At 63.9% G+C, this 17941-nt stretch carries 19 protein-coding genes and 1 tRNA gene; 14 read left to right on the forward strand and 6 right to left on the reverse strand.

Annotated features, from left to right (window positions below; translation table 11 throughout):
- Positions 1–18 precede the first annotated feature (18 nt).
- Positions 19–1284: an ABC transporter substrate-binding protein gene (locus FPZ08_RS17830; protein WP_186767069.1), complete on the reverse strand. Its 1266-nt coding sequence runs from the start codon at positions 1282–1284 to the stop codon at positions 19–21.
- Positions 1285–1534: 250 nt separating this feature from the next.
- On the opposite strand from FPZ08_RS17830, the gene FPZ08_RS17835 reads away from it, so the two are divergent.
- Genes FPZ08_RS17835 through FPZ08_RS17855 form a run of 5 tightly spaced genes read left to right on the forward strand, consistent with a single transcriptional unit; the run spans position 1535 to position 5838 of the window.
- On the forward strand, positions 1535–2374 hold the full coding sequence (locus tag FPZ08_RS17835) for a carbohydrate ABC transporter permease (protein ID WP_246132696.1): 840 nt from the start codon (positions 1535–1537) through the stop codon (positions 2372–2374).
- Positions 2364–3194, forward strand: a complete 831-nt coding sequence (locus FPZ08_RS17840; protein WP_146291485.1) for a carbohydrate ABC transporter permease — start codon at positions 2364–2366, stop codon at positions 3192–3194. The genes FPZ08_RS17835 and FPZ08_RS17840 overlap by 11 nt, the downstream gene beginning before the upstream one ends.
- Positions 3195–3226: 32 nt before the next feature.
- Positions 3227–4081, forward strand: a complete 855-nt coding sequence (locus FPZ08_RS17845) for a DUF6772 family protein (RefSeq protein ID WP_146291487.1) — start codon at positions 3227–3229, stop codon at positions 4079–4081.
- Entirely contained in the window at positions 4081–4407 is a 327-nt protein-coding gene (locus tag FPZ08_RS17850) for a hypothetical protein (RefSeq protein WP_146291489.1), read from the forward strand. The genes FPZ08_RS17845 and FPZ08_RS17850 overlap by 1 nt, the downstream gene beginning before the upstream one ends.
- A gap of 3 nt (positions 4408–4410) precedes the next feature.
- A complete protein-coding gene (locus tag FPZ08_RS17855; protein ID WP_146291491.1) occupies positions 4411–5838 on the forward strand; it encodes an aldehyde dehydrogenase family protein in 1428 nt (475 codons plus the stop codon).
- A 263-nt stretch (positions 5839–6101) separates the two neighbouring features.
- On the opposite strand, the gene FPZ08_RS17860 is transcribed toward FPZ08_RS17855, so the two are convergent.
- A tRNA-Gly gene (locus tag FPZ08_RS17860) sits at positions 6102–6176 on the reverse strand.
- A gap of 206 nt (positions 6177–6382) precedes the next feature.
- On the opposite strand from FPZ08_RS17860, the gene FPZ08_RS17865 reads away from it, so the two are divergent.
- From FPZ08_RS17865 to FPZ08_RS17875, 3 genes are read left to right on the forward strand one after another with little or no spacing between them, the layout of a single operon-like run.
- Positions 6383–7333 (forward strand): thioredoxin family protein, encoded by a 951-nt coding sequence (locus tag FPZ08_RS17865; RefSeq protein WP_146291493.1) that lies wholly within the window; start codon positions 6383–6385, stop codon positions 7331–7333.
- 9 nt (positions 7334–7342) lie between these two features.
- Positions 7343–8011 carry an LON peptidase substrate-binding domain-containing protein gene (locus FPZ08_RS17870; RefSeq protein WP_146291495.1) on the forward strand — a complete coding sequence of 223 codons (669 nt, stop codon included), beginning with the start codon at positions 7343–7345 and terminating at the stop codon, positions 8009–8011.
- Between the two features lie 10 nt (positions 8012–8021).
- Positions 8022–8264, forward strand: a complete 243-nt coding sequence (locus tag FPZ08_RS17875) for a Trm112 family protein (RefSeq protein ID WP_146291497.1) — start codon at positions 8022–8024, stop codon at positions 8262–8264.
- On the opposite strand, the gene FPZ08_RS17880 is transcribed toward FPZ08_RS17875, so the two are convergent.
- Complete coding sequence (locus FPZ08_RS17880; protein ID WP_146291499.1) at positions 8261–8470, reverse strand: KTSC domain-containing protein; 210 nt, start codon at positions 8468–8470, stop codon at positions 8261–8263. The two genes, FPZ08_RS17875 and FPZ08_RS17880, sit on opposite strands and share 4 nt — an antisense overlap.
- A 1-nt stretch (position 8471) precedes the next feature.
- Complete coding sequence (locus FPZ08_RS17885) at positions 8472–9689, reverse strand: FAD-dependent monooxygenase (RefSeq protein ID WP_146291501.1); 1218 nt, start codon at positions 9687–9689, stop codon at positions 8472–8474.
- 259 nt (positions 9690–9948) lie between these two features.
- Here FPZ08_RS17885 and FPZ08_RS17890 point away from each other — a divergent pair, with 259 nt between their 5' ends.
- The 5 genes from FPZ08_RS17890 (at position 9949) to FPZ08_RS17910 (ending at position 15877) form a co-directional block, all read left to right on the forward strand.
- Positions 9949–10287, forward strand: coding sequence for a P-II family nitrogen regulator (locus FPZ08_RS17890; RefSeq protein WP_146291503.1), 339 nt, complete (start codon positions 9949–9951; stop codon positions 10285–10287).
- A gap of 21 nt (positions 10288–10308) precedes the next feature.
- Positions 10309–11652 (forward strand): ammonium transporter, encoded by a 1344-nt coding sequence (locus FPZ08_RS17895; protein WP_146291505.1) that lies wholly within the window; start codon positions 10309–10311, stop codon positions 11650–11652.
- Between the two features lie 277 nt (positions 11653–11929).
- Positions 11930–14668 carry a DNA translocase FtsK gene (locus FPZ08_RS17900; RefSeq protein ID WP_146291507.1) on the forward strand — a complete coding sequence of 913 codons (2739 nt, stop codon included), beginning with the start codon at positions 11930–11932 and terminating at the stop codon, positions 14666–14668.
- Between the two features lie 232 nt (positions 14669–14900).
- Positions 14901–15545 carry an SRPBCC family protein gene (locus FPZ08_RS17905; RefSeq protein ID WP_146291509.1) on the forward strand — a complete coding sequence of 215 codons (645 nt, stop codon included), beginning with the start codon at positions 14901–14903 and terminating at the stop codon, positions 15543–15545.
- Positions 15545–15877 carry an ArsR/SmtB family transcription factor gene (locus FPZ08_RS17910; protein ID WP_146291511.1) on the forward strand — a complete coding sequence of 111 codons (333 nt, stop codon included), beginning with the start codon at positions 15545–15547 and terminating at the stop codon, positions 15875–15877. Before FPZ08_RS17905 ends, FPZ08_RS17910 begins: the two co-directional genes overlap by 1 nt.
- Positions 15878–15884: 7 nt before the next feature.
- Here the strand turns inward: FPZ08_RS17910 and FPZ08_RS17915 are convergent, their stop codons facing one another.
- Positions 15885–16190, reverse strand: a complete 306-nt coding sequence (locus FPZ08_RS17915) for a hypothetical protein (RefSeq protein ID WP_146291513.1) — start codon at positions 16188–16190, stop codon at positions 15885–15887.
- A 110-nt stretch (positions 16191–16300) separates the two neighbouring features.
- Between FPZ08_RS17915 and FPZ08_RS17920 the strand changes: the two genes are divergently transcribed.
- Positions 16301–16924, forward strand: coding sequence for a LolA family protein (locus tag FPZ08_RS17920; RefSeq protein ID WP_146291515.1), 624 nt, complete (start codon positions 16301–16303; stop codon positions 16922–16924).
- A 153-nt stretch (positions 16925–17077) separates the two neighbouring features.
- Here FPZ08_RS17920 and FPZ08_RS17925 read toward each other — a convergent pair whose 3' ends face one another.
- Positions 17078–17890 carry an undecaprenyl-diphosphate phosphatase gene (locus tag FPZ08_RS17925; protein WP_146291517.1) on the reverse strand — a complete coding sequence of 271 codons (813 nt, stop codon included), beginning with the start codon at positions 17888–17890 and terminating at the stop codon, positions 17078–17080.
- Positions 17891–17941: the final 51 nt, after the last annotated feature.

Consider the following 17941-nt stretch of genomic DNA (forward strand, 5'->3'; position numbering starts at 1 on the left):
TTCCGGGCCCGCCTTTGTTTAGTTGCCGGCGGCTTCGGCAATGGCAGCCAGCGTATCGGCTGCCGCCTGTTCCGGCGTCTTGAGGCCAATCGCGGCCGCCTGCATGTTTTCCAGATACATGTCCTGGGCGCGACCGATCTGATCGAAGGGGGCGATGACGAACTTGGCGCCCAACACAGCCTGCTGTTCGGCCTGCGCATAGGGTATGGCGTCGATGACCCGCTGGTCGAGATAGGCATCGGTCCGCACTGGCCCGTTGCCGTTGAGCGTCATCAGCACGACATTTTCCGGATCGGCCAGCTGGCGCACGAAATCGCAGGCCAGCTCCTTGTTCTGGCTGTTCGCCGGGATCACTGCCGACCATACCGTGGTGCGGGCGACATAGGGAGAGGGTTGTCCCTCGGCGGCGGGGAAGGCGGCGACATCGACCTGGCCCGCATAGTCGGACTTCGAGGCATCGTTATAGGTGAGGTAGCGGTTGAAGGGCTGCACAGCCATGGCGATGCGGCCCTGCCAGACGCCCTGGGTGATCTGGTCGATGCCCATGGCCGTGAAGTTGGAGGGCAGGGCGCCCGCTGCATAGAGATCCGCCAGCGCTGCATAGGCATTGGTCAGTGCCTCGACATCGGTGGAGGGCTTTCCCTGGGCGTCGGTCAGCGTCGCGCCATAGGCCATCAGCAGGTTATAGGTGCCGCCCGCATTGGTGCCATCGATCGAAAGCCCATAGACCGGCGTGCCATCGTCCGATTTGCCGCTGAGCGTCTTGGCGACCTCGATCAGGCCTTCGAACGTGTCGGGCAGCGCATCGATGCCATGCTCGGCCAGCAACGCCTTGTTGTAGTGCAGCGCCGTGGTTGCGTGGCGGATGGGCAGGGCCTTCAACTGGCCGTCCTGGCTCACCTGGTCGAGGAAGGTCTGCGGAATATCGCTGATATCGAGACCGGTAAGGCAGTCATCGAGCGGCTCGAAGCCGGACAGGGCCGCCTGGGTCGCATAGGAGTCGAGGATAAACCCGACATCGATGCTGGTGGATGAGAGGCTGGTTTCCCGCATCAGGCGATCGTGCAGCGGCGCGATATCGGCGGTGATCCAGTTGAGATTGACGTCATTTTCCTGCTGCCAACCGGCCAGGACATCGCCGCCGGTGCCGCTGGCGCCGGTGATCGATCCCTGAATGGCGGCGTGGGTCAGCAGCGTCAGGTCCTTGGCCTGGAGCGCTGCCGTGCTGGCGAGTGCGGCGCCCGCCGCGAGTAGTGTGATGGCGTAGGCCTTGCGTCTTGTCATTGCCGATATCCTCCCTTGCGGCTGGACCGCGTTGGTCATGCGGGCGGCAGAGAATGCCAACTTATATCATAAGTCAAGTGTTGACTCTGCAAATTTCCTTGCTAGTTTCGGCGCGATTTCACCGGAATGGCCTGCTTTACGCTGCCATAGCGTGTTATCCAGAAGTCTAACCTATATTATATGTTGGTGGGAAATGGCGGGTAAAGCGATGGGAATGGCCGCGCAACGCAGGCGCTTCGGGGGCTTGCTGATGCTGTTGCCGATGCAGCTCCAGCTCATCCTGGTCCTGGCATTGCCGTCTCTCTATGTGCTGTGGCTGAGCTTCACGGAATCGAGCTATGGCGCGACTCCCGAATTCGTCGGCTGGGCCAACTACGCGGCCATCCTGTCGGATCCCAGCTTCTGGCGCTCGCTGGTCAACACGCTGATCGTGGTCAACATCGTCGTCTATGTCGAGATCATCCTCAGCATCGGCGTGGCCCTGCTGTTCCAGAGCGTCAAGCGCGGCCGGGCCCTGCTCATGGCGATGATCCTGGCGCCCTACGCGGTCAGTGAAGTGGTGGCGGTGCTCGCCTGGCGCTTCATGCTTGAGCCCGACATCGGCATCCTGACCGGCCTGTTTTCGGCCCTTGGCTATGTGCCCAACTGGGCGACCAATCCCATTGAGGCCCTGGTATTGGTGTCGATGATCGGCGTCTGGCTGCACCTGCCGTTCAGCTTCCTGCTCATCTATGCCGCCCTGATCGCCATTCCCGCCGACCTCGGCGAGGCCGCCCGTGTCGATGGTGCACGGCCCTGGCAGCGCTTCCGGCTCGTCACCTTGCCCTTGCTGATGCCGGCAATCCTGATCGCCATCATCTTCCGCTACATTTTCGGCTTCCGCATTTTCAGCGAAGTCTGGCTGCTGACCCAGGGCGGCCCAGCCCGCACCACCGAGGTCATGGCGGTCTATCTCTACAAAAATGCCTTCCGCTACAACGAATTCGGCATGGCTGCCGCCACGGGTTGGCTCATGGTTCTTGGCGCCCTGCTGCTCGCCTCCTTCTACGTCTATCACGTCTATCGCTCGGGGTTCCGCAATGAAGTCTGACCTGCGCGCCACGCTGCTGCGGGGCCTTGCCATCGGCATGCTGGGCATCTGGTCCCTGGGGCCGATCCTGCTGATCGTTCTCAGCTCGTTCCGGCCGGAGCGCGACATTTTCTCGCCGGCGCGACGCTTCAACCTGGATGTCACCTTCGACAACTACACCCAGCTCTTTGCCGCCTTTCCGCAATTCCTGCCCAATATGGGCAACAGCCTGATCGTGGCTCTGGGCGCGACGGCCCTTGCGGTCACCACCAGCACGCTGGCAGGTTATGTCTATTCCCGGCAGCGGGGCCGGCTGCTTGCCGCCAGCGCCTTCTTTGCGATCCTGGTGCGCTTGGTGCCGCCCATCGTGGTGTCGCTGCCGCTCTTTCCCATCGCCGATGCCCTCAAGCTCAGCGACACCCATATCCTGCTGATCGTCCTCTATTCGGCCTTCTGGGTCTCCATGCTTTCGGTGATGATGAAGGTCTTTATCGACCAGATTCCGCCCACGCTGGACGAGGCCGCGCGGGTTGATGGCGCCTCCACCACCCAGACCTTCCTGCGCATCGTGCTGCCGTTGGCGACGGCCGGCATGATTGCCGGTGGCATTTTCGTCTTCGTCTATGCCTGGAACGAATATCTCTTCGCCTTCATCTTTTCGAGCACGCGCGCCGTCACCGCGCCGCTGATCGTGTCCAACATCATGGACTCGGTCGCCGGCACGCAATGGGGCGTCCTTTTCGCGGCGGCAACGCTGCAGCTCGCCCCCGTCCTCGCTTTGGTCATCTTCTTCCAGAAGTTCCTCGTCGCCGGCCTCATGGCCGGGTCTGTCAAGGGCTGACCGCAATGCATCCGGCCAATCAGGAGTTTTCGATGCAGCCTTATCCCCACCGTTTCGCCGATCCCCAACTGGACAAGTTCGATCCCCTGGGCCGCATCCTGGTCCATGACACGTTCAGCGCCGGGCTCAATGGCTGGATCGGCCTGATCGGCAATTACGAGGATTCCCTCACCAAGATGCTGCCGGTGTTCCGGCCGATGAACCAGCCCATGCTGTCCACCGCCGTGGGCTGGGACAGCGGCTCGCATGGCGCGATGAGCGGCCCCTATGCCATGAAGATCGCCACACGGCCGATCAAGGGCGCCATGAACCTGGCGCTCAAGCGGATGACCTTCCGCAAGCTCGGCCGTATCCAGCTCGAAGCCTATATCGCGGCAAAGCCGGAGCCTTCCGAAGCAACGCTCTCCATCGAGGATCTGCGGTCCTTCGGCATGTTCATGGATCTGCAGTCGCGGCAGTATCGTGGCCTGCCCCATCTGCGCTTCCTTAACTGCCTCGATGGCGAGCTCAAGCATACCTGGCAGTTCAAGCAGCAGACGGCCGACGACAATGTCGTCTCTTCCTCCGCCCGCACGCGCTCGCTGCAGCATCTCTACCCCCATGGCTGGGAGGATGTGCCCGATGGCCGGCAGGACACCTGCTACAACGAATTGCCGACCAAGATGAACTGGCAATATCTCAAGGTCGGCGTCGACCTGCGCGACATGAGCTTCACCAGCTTCCAGTTCAACGACCGCGAATTCGACGTATCGGGCATGGGCGTGATGCGCATGGAGCCGTGGGCCAATCTCGATTGCATGCTCAATATCGGCTTCTTCGTCGAAACCGACAGCGACAAGCGCTCTTTCCTGTTCGTCGATTCCGTCCTGCTTTCCGGAGACTTCTGATGCTGACTTCAACCGTCGCAACCCTGACACGCGGAGAGGCCTGGCGGCTGGATGACGTCAGCGAACCCTATGAAGCCGGCTGGGCCCTGGAGGCGCAGCTCTTTGCGCGCGGCCTTGATGATGGAGACCAGCAGGGCAAGGCCCATGTGCAGGTTTCCCCCGATGGCATCCGCTGGTGCGACGAGGGCAGCACGCTCGACCTGCTGCCCGGCGACGCCTTGTCCTTCCTTCGCCTGCGCGAATTCGGCCATTTCATCCGCCTGCGGGTGGATATGCCCGAGGGCGTCGAGCGGGCCTTTCTCGTCACCATAGCGCTGAAGGGATAGATCATGAGACCCGAGCGGGAGCACCAGCATTACATTGCCGGCCAATGGCAGATGTCGGCGGGCAAGGGCCATATCGACATCGTCGACCCATCCAGCGGCGAAGCCTTCGCGCGCGTTCCCGCCGGCAATTCGGAGGATGTGGACAAGGCGGTCGCAGCCGCCCGCGCCGCCTTCCCCGCCTATGCCGCGACCAGCGTGCCCGAGCGGCTGGCCCTGCTGGAGCGGATCGTCGAGGTTTATCGCACCAGGCAGGACGAAATCGCCGAAGTCCTGTCCCGCGAAATGGGCACGCCGATCGCCCTGTCGCGTGCACTCCAGGCGCCGCGCGGTGGCGATCATTTCCTCGCCGCGATCGAGGCCCTCAAGAGCTATGCCTTCGAAGAGCGCGTCGGCAATGGCCTGGTGCTGTATGAACCCATTGGCATCGCTGGATTGATCACGCCCTGGAACTGGCCGCTGAACCAGATCGCCGTGAAGGTGGCGCCCGCCCTGGCTACGGGCTGCACCATCGTCTTCAAGCCCAGCGAAGTAGCGCCGCTGAACGCCATTATCCTGGCCGAAATCCTTGATGAGGCCGGCGTACCATCCGGTGTCTTCAACCTGGTGCATGGCGATGGCCCCGGCGTCGGCAGCGTCATGTCCCGCCATGCCGGTATAGACATGATGTCGTTTACCGGCTCGACCCGGGCCGGCATTGCCGTCAGCATGGATGCGGCGCCCACCGTCAAGCGCGTCGCGCTGGAGCTGGGCGGCAAATCGGCCAATATCCTGCTGCCCGATGCCGATTTCGCCACCGTAGTGAAGCGCGGCTTCCTGACCATGTGCACCAATGCCGGCCAGTCCTGCAATGCGCCATCGCGCATGCTGGTCCCCGAGGAGCGCTATGACGAGGTCGCGGCGATCATTCGCGACAGCGCCGCCAAGGTGCCGATCGGCCTGCCCTCCGACCCCGAGACCGTGCTGGGACCGGTGGCAAACGCGGCCCAGTACCAGCGTATCCAGACCTTCATCGCCACTGCGATCCGAGAAGGCGCCGAGCTCATCTGTGGCGGCGCGGGGCAGCCCGAAGGGTTCAACCGCGGCTATTTCGTCCGCCCCACGGCATTCGGCCGCGTCACCAATGACATGACCATCGGGCATGAAGAAGTGTTCGGCCCGATCCTGGCCGTTCAGACCTATCGCGATGTGGATGAGGCCATCGAGATCGCCAATGATTCCGAATTCGGCCTGGCTGGCTATGTGCAAGGCCGCGATCGCGACGCCGCCATGGCGGTGGCAAGGCGGCTGCGCACGGGCATGGTCTCGGTCAACTATCCCGGGCAGAACCTGCAGGCGCCGTTCGGCGGCTACAAGAAATCCGGCAATGGCCGCGAATATGGCCGTTTCGGCATGGCCGAATTCCTGGAAACCAAGGTCGTCCTGATGGATTGAAAGTGCGGGGGCGGTGCAGCACCGGCCCAAGGCTGGCATGCGTCGTTCCCGCAACTACGGTCGGTAGCGCCATGCGGTTTATTGCTGCTGCACGGCGGCCGACTCCGTGCGAGCACAATCACGCCGAATGATGATCGCTGCGATCATCCTGCCGCGACCCGCAGACAATGACGGGTCCGGGCACGCCATCGCATCAATATCCGAAAAACAAAAAGGGCCCCGAAGGACCCTTTGTTTCCCAAGGTTTGCCGACCTTGGGAATTTGGAGCGGGCGATGGGATTCGAACCCACGACCCTAACCTTGGCAAGGTTATGCTCTACCCCTGAGCTACACCCGCGCTCCGTTTGTTGTCGTCCTGCCTTGGCAGTCCGGCGACGCGGGCCTATATGCCCAATCGAAACGCCTATTGCAACCCACATTTTGGTGGCATCGTCATCTTGTCGTCGCCTTGTGGATTGAGGGGGTTGTCACATCACCGTTCGCGGGCGCAAGAAGAGCCGCGAATATCCCAGTTTGCTTGTGTCCAAGGGCCTTGTTTCCGCCATGTCCGCTCCGTTCAACGGCCTCGCCGATGCCCCCCAGTCCACGCCGCCTGCCGGCGCCCTGATCCGCGAATCGTCCGATGCCGCCTTCAAGGCCGACGTGATCGATGCCTCGCTCGACCAGCCGGTGCTGGTCGATTTCTGGGCGCCCTGGTGCGGCCCCTGCCGGCAGCTCACCCCGACGCTGGAAAAGGTGATCAATGAAAAGGCCGGCGCCATCAAGCTGGTCAAGATCAATATCGACGAGCATCCGCAGATCGCCGGCCAGCTCGGCGTGCAATCCATTCCGGCGGTCTTCGCCTTTGCCGGCGGTCGCCCTGTCGATGGCTTCATGGGCGCCATGCCCGAGGGCGAAGTGCGCCGCTTTGCCGAAAAGGTGATCGCCGGCGCGCCGGCACCCCAGCCCGCCGAAGGCTCGATGGAAGCCCAGATCACCGAAGCGGTCGCTGCCGCCGAGGAGGCTTTCACGGCCGGCGATCTCGGCCGCGCCGCGCAGATCTTCGGCATGGTGCTGCAGCATCAGCCCGATCATGCCGCTTCGCTGATCGGGCTCACCAAGGTGTATCTGGCCGCGGGCGAGACCGAACAGGCCAAGGCTACGCTCGACATGGTGCCCGAGGCCGAGCGCAAGGGCGATGCCTATACGAGCCTCGCCAATTCCATCCGCCTACTCGGCGAAGCCGCCAATCTGAGCGAAACCGCTGCGCTCGAAGCCGCCGTCGCCACCAATCCCGACGATCACCAGGCCCGCTACGATCTGGCTCTGGCCCTCAATGCCGAAGGCAAGCGCCTCGAGGCGGCCGAGGCGCTGGTCGCCATCTTCAAGCGCGACCGCACCTGGAATGAGGACGGCGCCCGCAAGAAGCTGCTGGAATTCTTCGAGGCCTGGGGGCCGAAGGATGCCGCGACCACCAAAGGCCGCCGTCTGCTGTCGGCGGCACTGTTCTCGTAAGAGGCCGATATGCCCAAGCGCCCCGCCTCGCCGGCCGACCTGCCCAAATCCGTCCCGCTCTTTCCGTTGAGCGGGGCGCTGCTCCTGCCCTTCTCGCATCGCCCGCTCAATATCTTCGAGCCGCGCTATATCGAAATGGTGGATGCGGCCTTGCGCGGCGACCGGCTGGTCGGGCTGATCCAGCCCGAGGATACCAGCGAGGAAAGCCCCAAGGGCAGGAGTCCCCTGCAAGCCATCGGCTGCCTGGGCCGACTGACCCATTTCGAGGAAAGCGGCGAGGGCCGCTATTTCATCATCCTCGAAGGCGTCACGCGCTTCCGCCTCGCCCATGAACTGACGGTCATGACGCCCTATCGCCAGGGCGTCATCGCGGCCGAGGATTTTTCGACCGATTTCACCCGTGATTTCGGCGAGGACGCGGTGGACCGCGAACGGTTCGTGCGGATGATGCGCGACTATGCCGAATTCGCCAGCATCGAGCTCAACTGGGACGAGATCGAGCGTACCGGCACGGCGGACCTGGTCAATTTCTGCTGCATGGTCGGCCCCTACGGCCCGGCAGAAAAGCAGGTGCTGCTCGAAGCGGGCACGCTGGAACAGCGCGCCGAAACGCTGATCGCCATGACCGAATACGAAATCGCCCGCGGCGGCAGCGGCGGCGCCGCGCCGCTGAACTGAGCGTTTCGGCATGGTTCAGGCCCCGGCCATCAATCCGCGCCATGTCTTCGATGTGAAGACGCTCGAAATGCTGGTCTGCCCGCTGACCAAGACGCGCCTGACCCTCTCGGCCGACAAAACCGAGCTTATCTCCATCGCCGCACGGCTGGCCTTCCCCATCGTCAACGGCGTGCCTCTGCTGAGCCTCGACGAAGCCCGCAGCGTCGAGCCGGAGGCTCTGCGGGAGCTGCCTGAACTGAAGGGCGATGGCTAGGGCGGCGGCACCACCTCGTAGCGGTCGCGGATATGGGCTGCGAAATAGCGTCCCTGCGATTCCGCGGCGCAGAGTGCGTCGAACACGTCCTCGGGCACGTCGCGATAGCCGTAGGGCTTGTCGTCGCCGCTGAACCACAGATGCAGCAGGCGCTCGTCCGCGTCATACTCCGCCCGCCAGATCGCGCTGGAGTCGAAGCGGACCATTTCAGATCGGCAATCCGCTGAGCAGGCGTGGACCGCTGGGCGCGACGCCCGAGGCGGTGCGGATCAGCGCCGATTTGATCGGGCCGGCGCGGTCCACTAGGCCGAGGCCGAAATCGCGCAAGGCCCGCACCGGGGCGACATCGTTGGAGAATAGGCGATTGAGCCCGTCGGTCATGGCCGCCATGCTTGCCGTGTCGAGCCGGCGCCAGCTCTGGTAGCGGCCCAGCACGTCGTCGCTGCCATGGTCGAGCCCGAGGCGGATCGCCTCGATGACCACTTCGGCCAGCGCCGCGACGTCCTTGAGGCCCAGATTGAGGCCCTGGCCGGCAATGGGGTGGACCACATGGGCAGCGTCGCCCACCAGCGCCAGCCGCGGCGCCACGAAGTCGCGGGCGATCTGCAGGCGCAGCGGAAAGCCCATCAGCTTTTCCTCGACCGTGACGGCACCCAGCGTGGAGCCCATCACCGCTTCGATCTCGCTTGCCAGCGCCGCTTGCTCCATGGCCAGGAACCTTGGCGCCGTCTCGCTGCTTTCGGTCCAGACCAGTGACGAACGATTGCCGGGCAAGGGCAGGCTGGCAAAGGGGCCGGTGGGGCGGAAATGCTCGTAGGCCACCCCGTCATGCGGCAATTCATGGCCGATCGTGGTGACCAGCCCGGTCTGCCGATAATCATGCGCGATGATGTCGATGCCGGCCATGCCGCGCAAAGCCGACTGCCCGCCATCGGCCGCCACCAGCAGCGGCGCGGTGAGTGTGCGTCCATCCTCCAGCACCAGCCGGGCCGCGTCGCCTTCGGCGCTGTAGCCGGTGACAACGGCGGGGGCGATGACCGAAATCCTGTCATTGACGGCATCGAGCAGCACCTGCCCGCTGACGCTGTTGGGCACCATATGGGCAAAAGCCTCGCCGGGAGCGATATCGCCATCGAAGGTGAGGAAGAGCGGCCGGGAAATGTCGCCCTGGCCGGAATCGGTGATGCGCATGGCAGTGATCGTCTGGGATGCTTCCGCCATGACAGGCCACACGCCCAGGGCCTCGAACACCCGGCGCACGCCGGCAGCGATGGCCGAGGCGCGGGCGTCGCGCGGCACCGAAAGCGGCCGCCGATCCACCAGCCCGACGCGAATGCCGCTGGCCGATTGCACCAGCGCCAAAGCCAGCGTCAGGCCCACCGGCCCGCCGCCCACGATCAGCACGTCAAAGCTCTGTTCGCTCATCCCGGTCTCCTTGGCCCCATTGTGGCCCTGCCGTCCTTTCGCGCAAGCGCGCCGATCGCCGCGGGCGCTGCCTAAATTTCGGACAACGCCATTTCAACCTGCACAAATAGTGTGCGTTTTTGTGGCGCTACGTAGAGCCTCCGGCGGGCCGAATCGTTAGGCCGTTGAATCTGCGAGCACTTTTCCCCGACTGGCAAGTTGGCACGGCTCTTGAGTCTAGTTTGGCATTCCAGACAGCGCCAAGCGCAAAGGGGCTCACATGAAACTGGTGATCGCAATTATCAAGCCATCACGCCTCGAAGAGGTTCGCCAGGCTCTCAACTCGCTCGATGTTCACGGCATGACCGTGACCGAGGTGAAGGGTTATGGCCGCCAGAAGGGGCATTCCGAGATTTATCGCGGCACGGAATACGCCGTCCACTTCCTGCCCAAGCTCAAGGTCGAGATCGCCGTCGACGACGACCTCGCCGATCCCGTCAGTTCGGCCATCCGCGACAGTGCCCAGACCGGCCGCATCGGCGACGGCAAGATTTTCGTGCTCGATCTGCTCGCCGTCACCCGGATTCGCACCGGTGAGACCGGCGCGGCTGCCCTCTAAGCGTCATCGGGAGAAAAACAGATGAAGACGTCAAAGATTTTGGGGAGCGCCGCATTCGCCTCCCTGCTGCTGGCCCTGCCGGCATTTGCCCAGGACGCTGCCGCGCCTGCCGCCGAAGTAGTCGAGGAAGTTGTCGCCACCATCGATACCGGCGACACCGCCTGGATGTTCGTATCCACCATCATCGTCATCCTGATGACGATTCCCGGCCTGGCCCTGTTCTATGGCGGCCTGGTCCGCGCCAAGAATATCCTCTCGGTTCTCACCCAGGTATTCGGTGGCTTCGCGCTGATCGCCCTGCTCTGGGTGGCCTATGGCTATTCGCTGGCCTTTGCCGGCCCGACCGAAGGAGGGTTGTCCGCCTTTATCGGCGACTTCTCCAACTTCTTCCTCACCGCCACGACACCTGATTCGGTTTCCGGCACTTTGCCCGAACTGGTGTTCATCTGCTTCCAGCTGACCTTTGCCTGCATCACCTCGACCCTCATCATCGGCGGCATTGCCGAGCGCATGAAGTTCGGCGCGGTCATGGCGTTCCTGGCCATCTGGTTCACCTTCTCCTATCTGCCGATCGCCCACATGGTGTGGTCGGGGGCTGGCCTCTTCTTCAACATGGGCGCACTCGACTTTGCCGGCGGCACCGTGGTGCACATCAATTCGGGCGTCGCCGCCCTGGTTGCCGCCATCGTGCTGGGCCCGCGCCTGGGTTACATGAGGGAGCCGATCGCGCCGCATAACCTGGTCTTCGTGTTCATCGGCGCGAGCCTCCTCTGGGTCGGCTGGTTCGGCTTCAATGCCGGCTCGGCCCTGGCCGCCAACGGCACCGCCGCCCAGGCCTTCCTCAACACCATCACGGCGCCGGCCGCCGGCGCCATTGCCTGGGCCCTGGGCGAAAAGATTACCCGCGGCCATGCCTCGGCGCTGGGCTTCTTCTCCGGCGCCGTTGCGGGCCTCGTCGCGATCACCCCGGCTGCCGGTTTCTCCGGCACGTTCGGCGCCATCGTGCTCGGCGCCGTGGCTGGTTTCGTCTGCCTGTGGGCCGTGGTCACGCTCAAGCCCATGCTGAAATACGACGATAGCCTCGACGTGTTCGGCATTCACGGCATTGGCGGCATTGTCGGCGCCATCGGCACCGGCATCGTCGCCGATCCGAGCCTGGGCGGCTTTGGCGCTGAGGGCTATTCCATGGGTGGCCAACTGGTCATCCAGGTGCTTGCCGTCGGTGTGGCCATCATCTGGTCGGCCGTGGTCGCCTTCATCGCCATGCTCATCGTCAAGGCCATCTTCGGCGGCGCCCGCGTCTCCGAATCGGCCGAAACCGACGGCCTCGATCTCTCGAGCCACGGCGAACGCGCCTACAACTAGACCGAATTCTCCGGTGGCGGTTCGCCGCCACCGGAACAGTTGATCGTAGCGTGCGGCTCGTGCCCTCTTGGCCCGCCCGGAGGCTTCCCACTCGCAAAACTGCACGGGCCGCACCCCACGATCAATTCGAGATGAATGCAGGCCCGCCTTTCCGAGGCGGGCCTTTTTCTTTGCCGTGGCGGTGCCGAATTCCCATGGTTAGCCTTGGGTTAACCCGATCTGGCTAATCTGGCGGCATAGTGGGCCCGGTCAGTTCCGGGCAGTATTGAGTTCGCCCATGCCCAGTTCTCCCTCGCCCGTGCTCGACGAAATCCGCTCCCTGCCGCAACGTTCGCGTGGCGGCAGCACGAAGCGCGCCCCGGTGCCGCCTCCGGCGCTGGCGATTCGCATTCCGGTGCGGCTGGTTGGCCTGGTGCTGCTGGGGCTGGTGGCCATCTGCCTCGTGGCAATGGCCTCCTGGTCGGTGGACGATCCGAGCTTCTCCTATGCCACGGCAAAAACGCCGGCCAACTGGCTGGGCTTTCCCGGCGCTGCCATAGCCGATGGCCTGTTCCAGGTCTTCGGGCTGGCTGCACTGGCGCTGCTGGTGCCGCCGGCGCTCTGGGGCTGGGCCTTTGTCCGCCGCCACATGCCGACCCATATGGGCCTGCGCAGTCTGGCCTGGATCGGCGCCACCGTGCTGATCGCCGGTGTCCTGTCCTTCATCGCCATGCCCGCCACCTGGCCTTTGCCAACAGGACTGGGCGGGCTGGTCGGCAATGGCTTCACCTTGCTGGCCGCTCTGGTCACCGGCGAAGCCCCGCAGGCCGTGACCGCGACGCTCTTTGCCATCATCATCGCTATTCCGGCTCTGGCCGCCTTCTGGATCGCCATGGGCCTGGGCACTGCCCGCCCCACCGGCCCGCGCAAGGTCGCGCCGGTCGCTGGCCGCAAGGGCGCCGCTCCGGCCGATGAGGACGAACCCGAAACCAATCCCGTCGTCGATATCGTGCTCGGCGCGCTGGTCCATACCGGCTATTCCTTGCGCACCGCCTTCCGCCGTGCCCGCGCCAGCCATGCCGAGCGTCGCGCCGCCGAAGCTGCGTCCTGGCGTGATGACGAGGTCGAGCCGAGCCTGGATGGCCACGCGCCATCAGGCGAACGCCGCGAGCCCTCCATCGCGCCGCGCCGCATCCATGCGCCCGCCGAGCGCAGCTTCGGCACAGAGCGGAGCTTTGACTCCGAGCCGGCTTTCGAGCCCGAAATCTCGCCGCGCATCAATGCGCGTCCCAGCTATGACGATACCGAGCTCGACTACCCCGACGAGGCCGAGGACGACATGCCCTTCGTGCCCGACCTGCCGTCGGCGCCCGTTGCTGGCCACCAGCAGCGCGGCGATTCGCGCTTCCACCCGGTCGATCCGGCCAAGCCGCGCGTCACCGCGCCGGCCCCGCGTCCGGTCCCCGGCCAGCGCATGATGCGCGAGGCCCAGGCCAGCTTCCTCGACGAGCCCGGCGGGTTCGAACTGCCGCCGCTGAGCCTGTTGGCCGAGCCCAAGCACAAGGGCCAGTCGCCCGAACACGCGCCCGAGCGGCTGGAAGAAATGGCCCGCCAGCTCGAAGGCGTGCTGGAAGATTTCGGCGTCAAGGGCGACATCATCAATGTCCGCCCCGGTCCGGTCGTGACCCTGTTCGAACTCGAGCCGGCCCCCGGCATCAAGTCCTCTCGCGTCATCTCGCTGGCCGACGACATCGCCCGCTCGATGAGTGCCATCTCCGCCCGCGTCGCTGTCGTGCCCGGCCGCAATGCCATCGGCATCGAACTGCCGAACCAGAACCGCGAGACCGTCTATTTCCGCGAAATGCTGGCCTCTTCCGACTTCGAGAAGATGAAGGGCAAGCTGCCCATCTGCCTGGGCAAGACCATTGGCGGCGAACCTGTCATCGCCGACCTGGCGCGCATGCCCCACCTGCTCATCGCCGGCACCACCGGCTCGGGCAAGTCGGTGGGCATCAACACCTTCATCCTCAGCCTGCTCTACCAGATGACGCCAGAGCAGTGCCGCATGATCATGATCGACCCCAAGATGCTCGAACTGAGCATCTATGACGGCATCCCCCACTTGCTGACGCCCGTCGTTACCGACCCCAACAAGGCGGTGGTGGCACTCAAATGGGCCGTGCGCGAGATGGAAGATCGCTATCGCAAGATGAGCAAGATCGGCGTCCGCAATATCGACGGCTTCAACCAGCGCGTCTCCGAATCCAAGGCCAAGGGCGAGGTCATCACCCGCACGGTGCAGACCGGCTTCGACCGCGAAACCGGCGAGGCCATCTTCGAGAGCGAGGAATTCGATCTCGAGCCGCTGCCCTATATCGTCGTCATCGTCGACGAAATGGCCGACCTGATGATGGTGGCCGGCAAGGATATCGAAGGCGCCATCCAGCGCCTGGCCCAGATGGCCCGCGCCGCCGGCATCCATATCATCACCGCCACCCAGCGCCCCTCGGTCGACGTTATCACCGGCACGATCAAGGCCAACTTCCCGACCCGTATTTCCTTTATGGTGACGTCCAAGATCGACTCGCGCACCATTCTGGGCGAGCAGGGCGCCGAGCAATTGCTGGGCAATGGCGACATGCTCTATATGGCCTCGGGCGGTCGCACCAAGCGCCTGCACGGCCCCTTCGTGGCCGACAGCGAAGTCGAGGCCGTGGTCAACCACCTCAAGAGCCAGGGCGCGCCGGACTATCTCGATTCCATCACCGAGGAAGACGAGGAAGGCGGCAGCTTCGGCGAGGAAGCGTTCGGGGAAACCTCCAATGGCGGCTCGGGCGACGAACTCTACGACAAGGCCGTCCATATCGTGCTGTCCGATAAGAAGGCTTCCACGTCCTATGTGCAGCGGCGCCTGGGCGTCGGCTACAACAAGGCCGCGACCCTGATCGAGCGCATGGAGCGCGAAGGCGTGATTTCGCAGGCCAACCATGCCGGCAAGCGCGAGATCCTGGTGGGCAATAACGCCGACGGGTATTGAGGCTTTCTGCAGATCCAACACACGCGATGTCATCCCGGCCTCGAGCCGGGATCCATCCTGAGGTGTTGCCGCTTCTCCTATGGTCGGATGATCCACCTTGCGGCGGTGGCTTGATCTCGAGATGGGTCCCGGCTCAAGGCCGGGATGACATCGGGGTTGCGGAGAGCAACAAAGACTCGACTCTATTTCAGTTCGCGCTTATATAAGTGCAAACTGAAATAAGGAGCTCCCCATGGCCTTTGACCTCGTTGCCCATCTGGGCGCTATGACCCGCGAAGTGCATAACCTGGAAAAAGACGGCCAGCCCGCCAAGGCCGTTTTCGCTTCCCGCGTCTATGATACCACGCCCGCCGACCTGTGGGATGCTTTGACCCAGCCCGAGCGCGTCAAGCGTTGGTTCGCTCCGGTTAGTGGCGATCTGAAACTTGGCGGCCGCTATCACATCGAGGGCAATGCCAGCGGCACCGTGCTCGAATGCGAGCCGCAGAAGAAGGTCGCCCTGACCTGGGAATTTGCCGGGGCCACCTCCTGGGTCAATCTCAAGCTCACCCGCGAGGCGGATGGCACGCGGCTCGAACTCGAACACATCGCCCATATCAGCCCGCATTGGGACCAGTTTGGCCCCGGCGCCGTTGGCATTGGCTGGGATCTGAGCTTCATGGGCCTGGCGCGCTATCTGGCCGATCCGAGCTTCGAAATGCCCCCCGAAGCGGCTGCCGAATGGTATGGCACCGAGGAATACAAGACTCTCGTGCGTACCACCGGCGACGGCTGGGGTAAGGCCGATATCGCTGCCGGCGCGGACCGCGCGCATGCACTGGAAGCGGCCGAAACCACGATAAAATTCTATACAGGCGAGGCCGCCCCGGAAAACTGATGCACGCCTTTGACGTCCTGGGCGATCCCGTCCGCCGCCGCATTCTCGAACTCCTCGCCGAGCGTGAACACAGCTCCGGCGAGGTGGTGGAAGTCATATCGGCTGAATTCGGCATTTCCCAAGCCGGCGTCAGCCAGCATCTGAAGGTCTTGCGCGACGCCGGCTTTGCCCAGGTGCGGCCCGAAGGCACGCGCCGGCTCTATGCGCTCGACGCCACGCCTTTGCGCGATATCGACGACTGGCTGGAGCGTTTCCGGGTGTTCTGGCCGGTCCGCCTCGACGCGCTGGCCACCGAAATCGCCCGCGGCAAGAAGGCGCGCGGCGAAGGCTGAGTCGGGTCTAGTTGCAGCTCAGCGGGCCGGGTTTGACCGTGAATTGGCGCGGCCCCACCATGGGCTCCGCGGCCTTGTCCTGCGGCGCATCTTCGATGGTCAATGTCATGCGACAGCCATCGCCGGTGACCTCATAGCTATCGGCACCCGTCATGACGATGGATTCGATCAGATGGCCGATACCGAATTGCTCGGTGGCCTCCACGATCACCGCCTGCAACTCGGCCTGTCGCTGATATTGTGGCGGCAGCGCCGCCACTGCCGCGACAGTGCCCAGCATCAGCAGCATGCCTGCCAGCGTCATGCGTTTCATTTTCTTCTCCTCGTGCAGGCCGGAATTGGTGATGGCTGACGGAACCACCTGTTGCCGTAATTGCTTTCTAGGCTAGCCTAGAGACACAACAGTCAGCCAGGGACTTTTCCATGATTCGCCGCGATGCCTTGCTGCTCGGCCTTTCCGCCGCCTTTGCCTTGAGCGTTCCCGCTCTCGCGCTCGACCGGGCCCTCACCCCCGAGGAACAGCAGCTCATCGCCGATATCGGCACGCATAATTCGGCCATTCGCTCCATGGTCGGCCGGTTCCTGCAGATCGACACCAATGGCGGCCGCACCGAGGGCACCTTCTTCCTCGAGCGCCCCGACAAGATCGCCTTCCGCTATGCTCCGCCCAGCCGCGAGGAAATCGTCTCCATCGGCCGTGGCTTCTATGTGCTGAACCGGCGCGACGAGACCTATTACGCCTATCCGCAGGACTCGATCCCGCTGCGGCAGTTCCTCGGCGACCAGATCAACCTGCTCAATGCCAATGTGGTCGATGTGACCTCTTCGGACGGCTATATGTCCATCACCGTGATCGACGAGACAGTGGCCGGCACCGTGCAGGTGTCGCTGATCTTCGATACCGATACACTGGAACTGGCGCAGTGGAGCCTGGTCGAGCCCAGCGGGGCCGAGCTGACCTTCTCGCTCTATGATGTGGAAAAGAACGTGGACATTCCCCGCGCCTTCTTCTCCATCCCGGCTACCTACAAGCCGCTGGAACAGTAGCGAAGGCTCGGATCGTTCCTCCGATTTCCCCATCCACCGGCGCTTCCCGCGGACTTGGTCCGCGGGTCTCTCGCCGCTTGTGCCGTGTTGAGAGTGACCCGCGGATCAAGTCCGCGGGAACGATCGTGGGTGGGAGAGTCACGTAGCCCGCTACTACCGGCCGAAAGCGTAGATCGCGACCAGTCCCGCGGCACCCACGGCAATTCGCCACCAGGCGAAGGGCGCAAAGCCGTATTTGCTGACGAAGCCGAGCAGATACCTTACCACCAGCGCGCCGACGATGAAGGCGGCGGCAAAGCCGATGCCGACATTGAGGGCGAGGCTGGTGTCGATCAGCTCGCGGCTCTTGTAGAGGTCGTAGCCGAAGGCGCCGATCATGATCGGCAGGGCGATGAAGAAGGTGAATTCCGCCGCCGCCCGCTTGGACGCGCCGAACAGCATGCCACCCACCACGGTCGAGCCCGAACGCGACACGCCGGGCACCAAGCTCAGCATCTGGAACAGGCCGATAACAAGCGCCAGATGCCAGGGAAAGTGGTAGATATCGTCATATTTCGGCGTCAGCTTCAGCCGGTCGACGATGAGCAGGATCACCCCGCCGATCAGCAGCGTCCAGCAGATCAGCGCCGCCGATTCCCACAGGTCGCCCTGGATATATTCGCGCAGCAGCACCCCGGCCACCACCGCCGGTAGGCAGGCCAGCACGACGGCCAGCGCAAACTGCCAGGCATAGGCCTTGCCGGTCAGCGCATCGCGGATCAGCATGCCGAGCTTGGCGAAATAGACCGTGATGACGGCCAGGATCGCCCCGAGCTGGATGAGCACGATGAAGGTCGCCGGCTGGGTCAGCCCGAAGAAATGGCCGGCCAGCAGCAGGTGGCCGGTGGAGCTGACGGGCAGGAATTCGGTAAGGCCTTCGAGAATTCCAAGGATCAGCGGCACAAAAAGACCTTGATCGGCGTTCATTTGATCCCCTAATTCAGTCATCGGGCCTGTAATGCTGGCAAGCTCTAGCGC

Origin of the sequence: Devosia ginsengisoli, assembly GCF_007859655.1 — a bacterium.
Lineage (GTDB): Bacteria > Pseudomonadota > Alphaproteobacteria > Rhizobiales > Devosiaceae > Devosia > Devosia ginsengisoli.

Bases quoted from the DNA above. Each gene is read 5' to 3' on its own strand.
- FPZ08_RS17855 (WP_146291491.1), top strand. From the start codon at position 4,411: ATGAGACCCGAGCGGGAGCACCAGCATTACATTGCCGGCCAATGGCAG.
- FPZ08_RS17840 (WP_146291485.1), top strand. From the start codon at position 2,364: ATGAAGTCTGACCTGCGCGCCACGCTGCTGCGGGGCCTTGCCATCGGC.
- FPZ08_RS17900 (WP_146291507.1), top strand. From the start codon at position 11,930: ATGCCCAGTTCTCCCTCGCCCGTGCTCGACGAAATCCGCTCCCTGCCG.
- FPZ08_RS17830 (WP_186767069.1), bottom strand. From the start codon at position 1,284: ATGACAAGACGCAAGGCCTACGCCATCACACTACTCGCGGCGGGCGCC.
- FPZ08_RS17880 (WP_146291499.1), bottom strand. From the start codon at position 8,470: ATGGTCCGCTTCGACTCCAGCGCGATCTGGCGGGCGGAGTATGACGCG.
- FPZ08_RS17875 (WP_146291497.1), top strand. From the start codon at position 8,022: ATGGTTCAGGCCCCGGCCATCAATCCGCGCCATGTCTTCGATGTGAAG.
- FPZ08_RS17850 (WP_146291489.1), top strand. From the start codon at position 4,081: ATGCTGACTTCAACCGTCGCAACCCTGACACGCGGAGAGGCCTGGCGG.
- FPZ08_RS17905 (WP_146291509.1), top strand. From the start codon at position 14,901: ATGGCCTTTGACCTCGTTGCCCATCTGGGCGCTATGACCCGCGAAGTG.
- FPZ08_RS17865 (WP_146291493.1), top strand. From the start codon at position 6,383: ATGTCCGCTCCGTTCAACGGCCTCGCCGATGCCCCCCAGTCCACGCCG.
- FPZ08_RS17890 (WP_146291503.1), top strand. From the start codon at position 9,949: ATGAAACTGGTGATCGCAATTATCAAGCCATCACGCCTCGAAGAGGTT.
- FPZ08_RS17915 (WP_146291513.1), bottom strand. From the start codon at position 16,190: ATGAAACGCATGACGCTGGCAGGCATGCTGCTGATGCTGGGCACTGTC.
- FPZ08_RS17885 (WP_146291501.1), bottom strand. From the start codon at position 9,689: ATGAGCGAACAGAGCTTTGACGTGCTGATCGTGGGCGGCGGGCCGGTG.
- FPZ08_RS17920 (WP_146291515.1), top strand. From the start codon at position 16,301: ATGATTCGCCGCGATGCCTTGCTGCTCGGCCTTTCCGCCGCCTTTGCC.
- FPZ08_RS17925 (WP_146291517.1), bottom strand. From the start codon at position 17,890: ATGAACGCCGATCAAGGTCTTTTTGTGCCGCTGATCCTTGGAATTCTC.
- FPZ08_RS17910 (WP_146291511.1), top strand. From the start codon at position 15,545: ATGCACGCCTTTGACGTCCTGGGCGATCCCGTCCGCCGCCGCATTCTC.
- FPZ08_RS17845 (WP_146291487.1), top strand. From the start codon at position 3,227: ATGCAGCCTTATCCCCACCGTTTCGCCGATCCCCAACTGGACAAGTTC.
- FPZ08_RS17835 (WP_246132696.1), top strand. From the start codon at position 1,535: ATGCTGTTGCCGATGCAGCTCCAGCTCATCCTGGTCCTGGCATTGCCG.
- FPZ08_RS17870 (WP_146291495.1), top strand. From the start codon at position 7,343: ATGCCCAAGCGCCCCGCCTCGCCGGCCGACCTGCCCAAATCCGTCCCG.
- FPZ08_RS17895 (WP_146291505.1), top strand. From the start codon at position 10,309: ATGAAGACGTCAAAGATTTTGGGGAGCGCCGCATTCGCCTCCCTGCTG.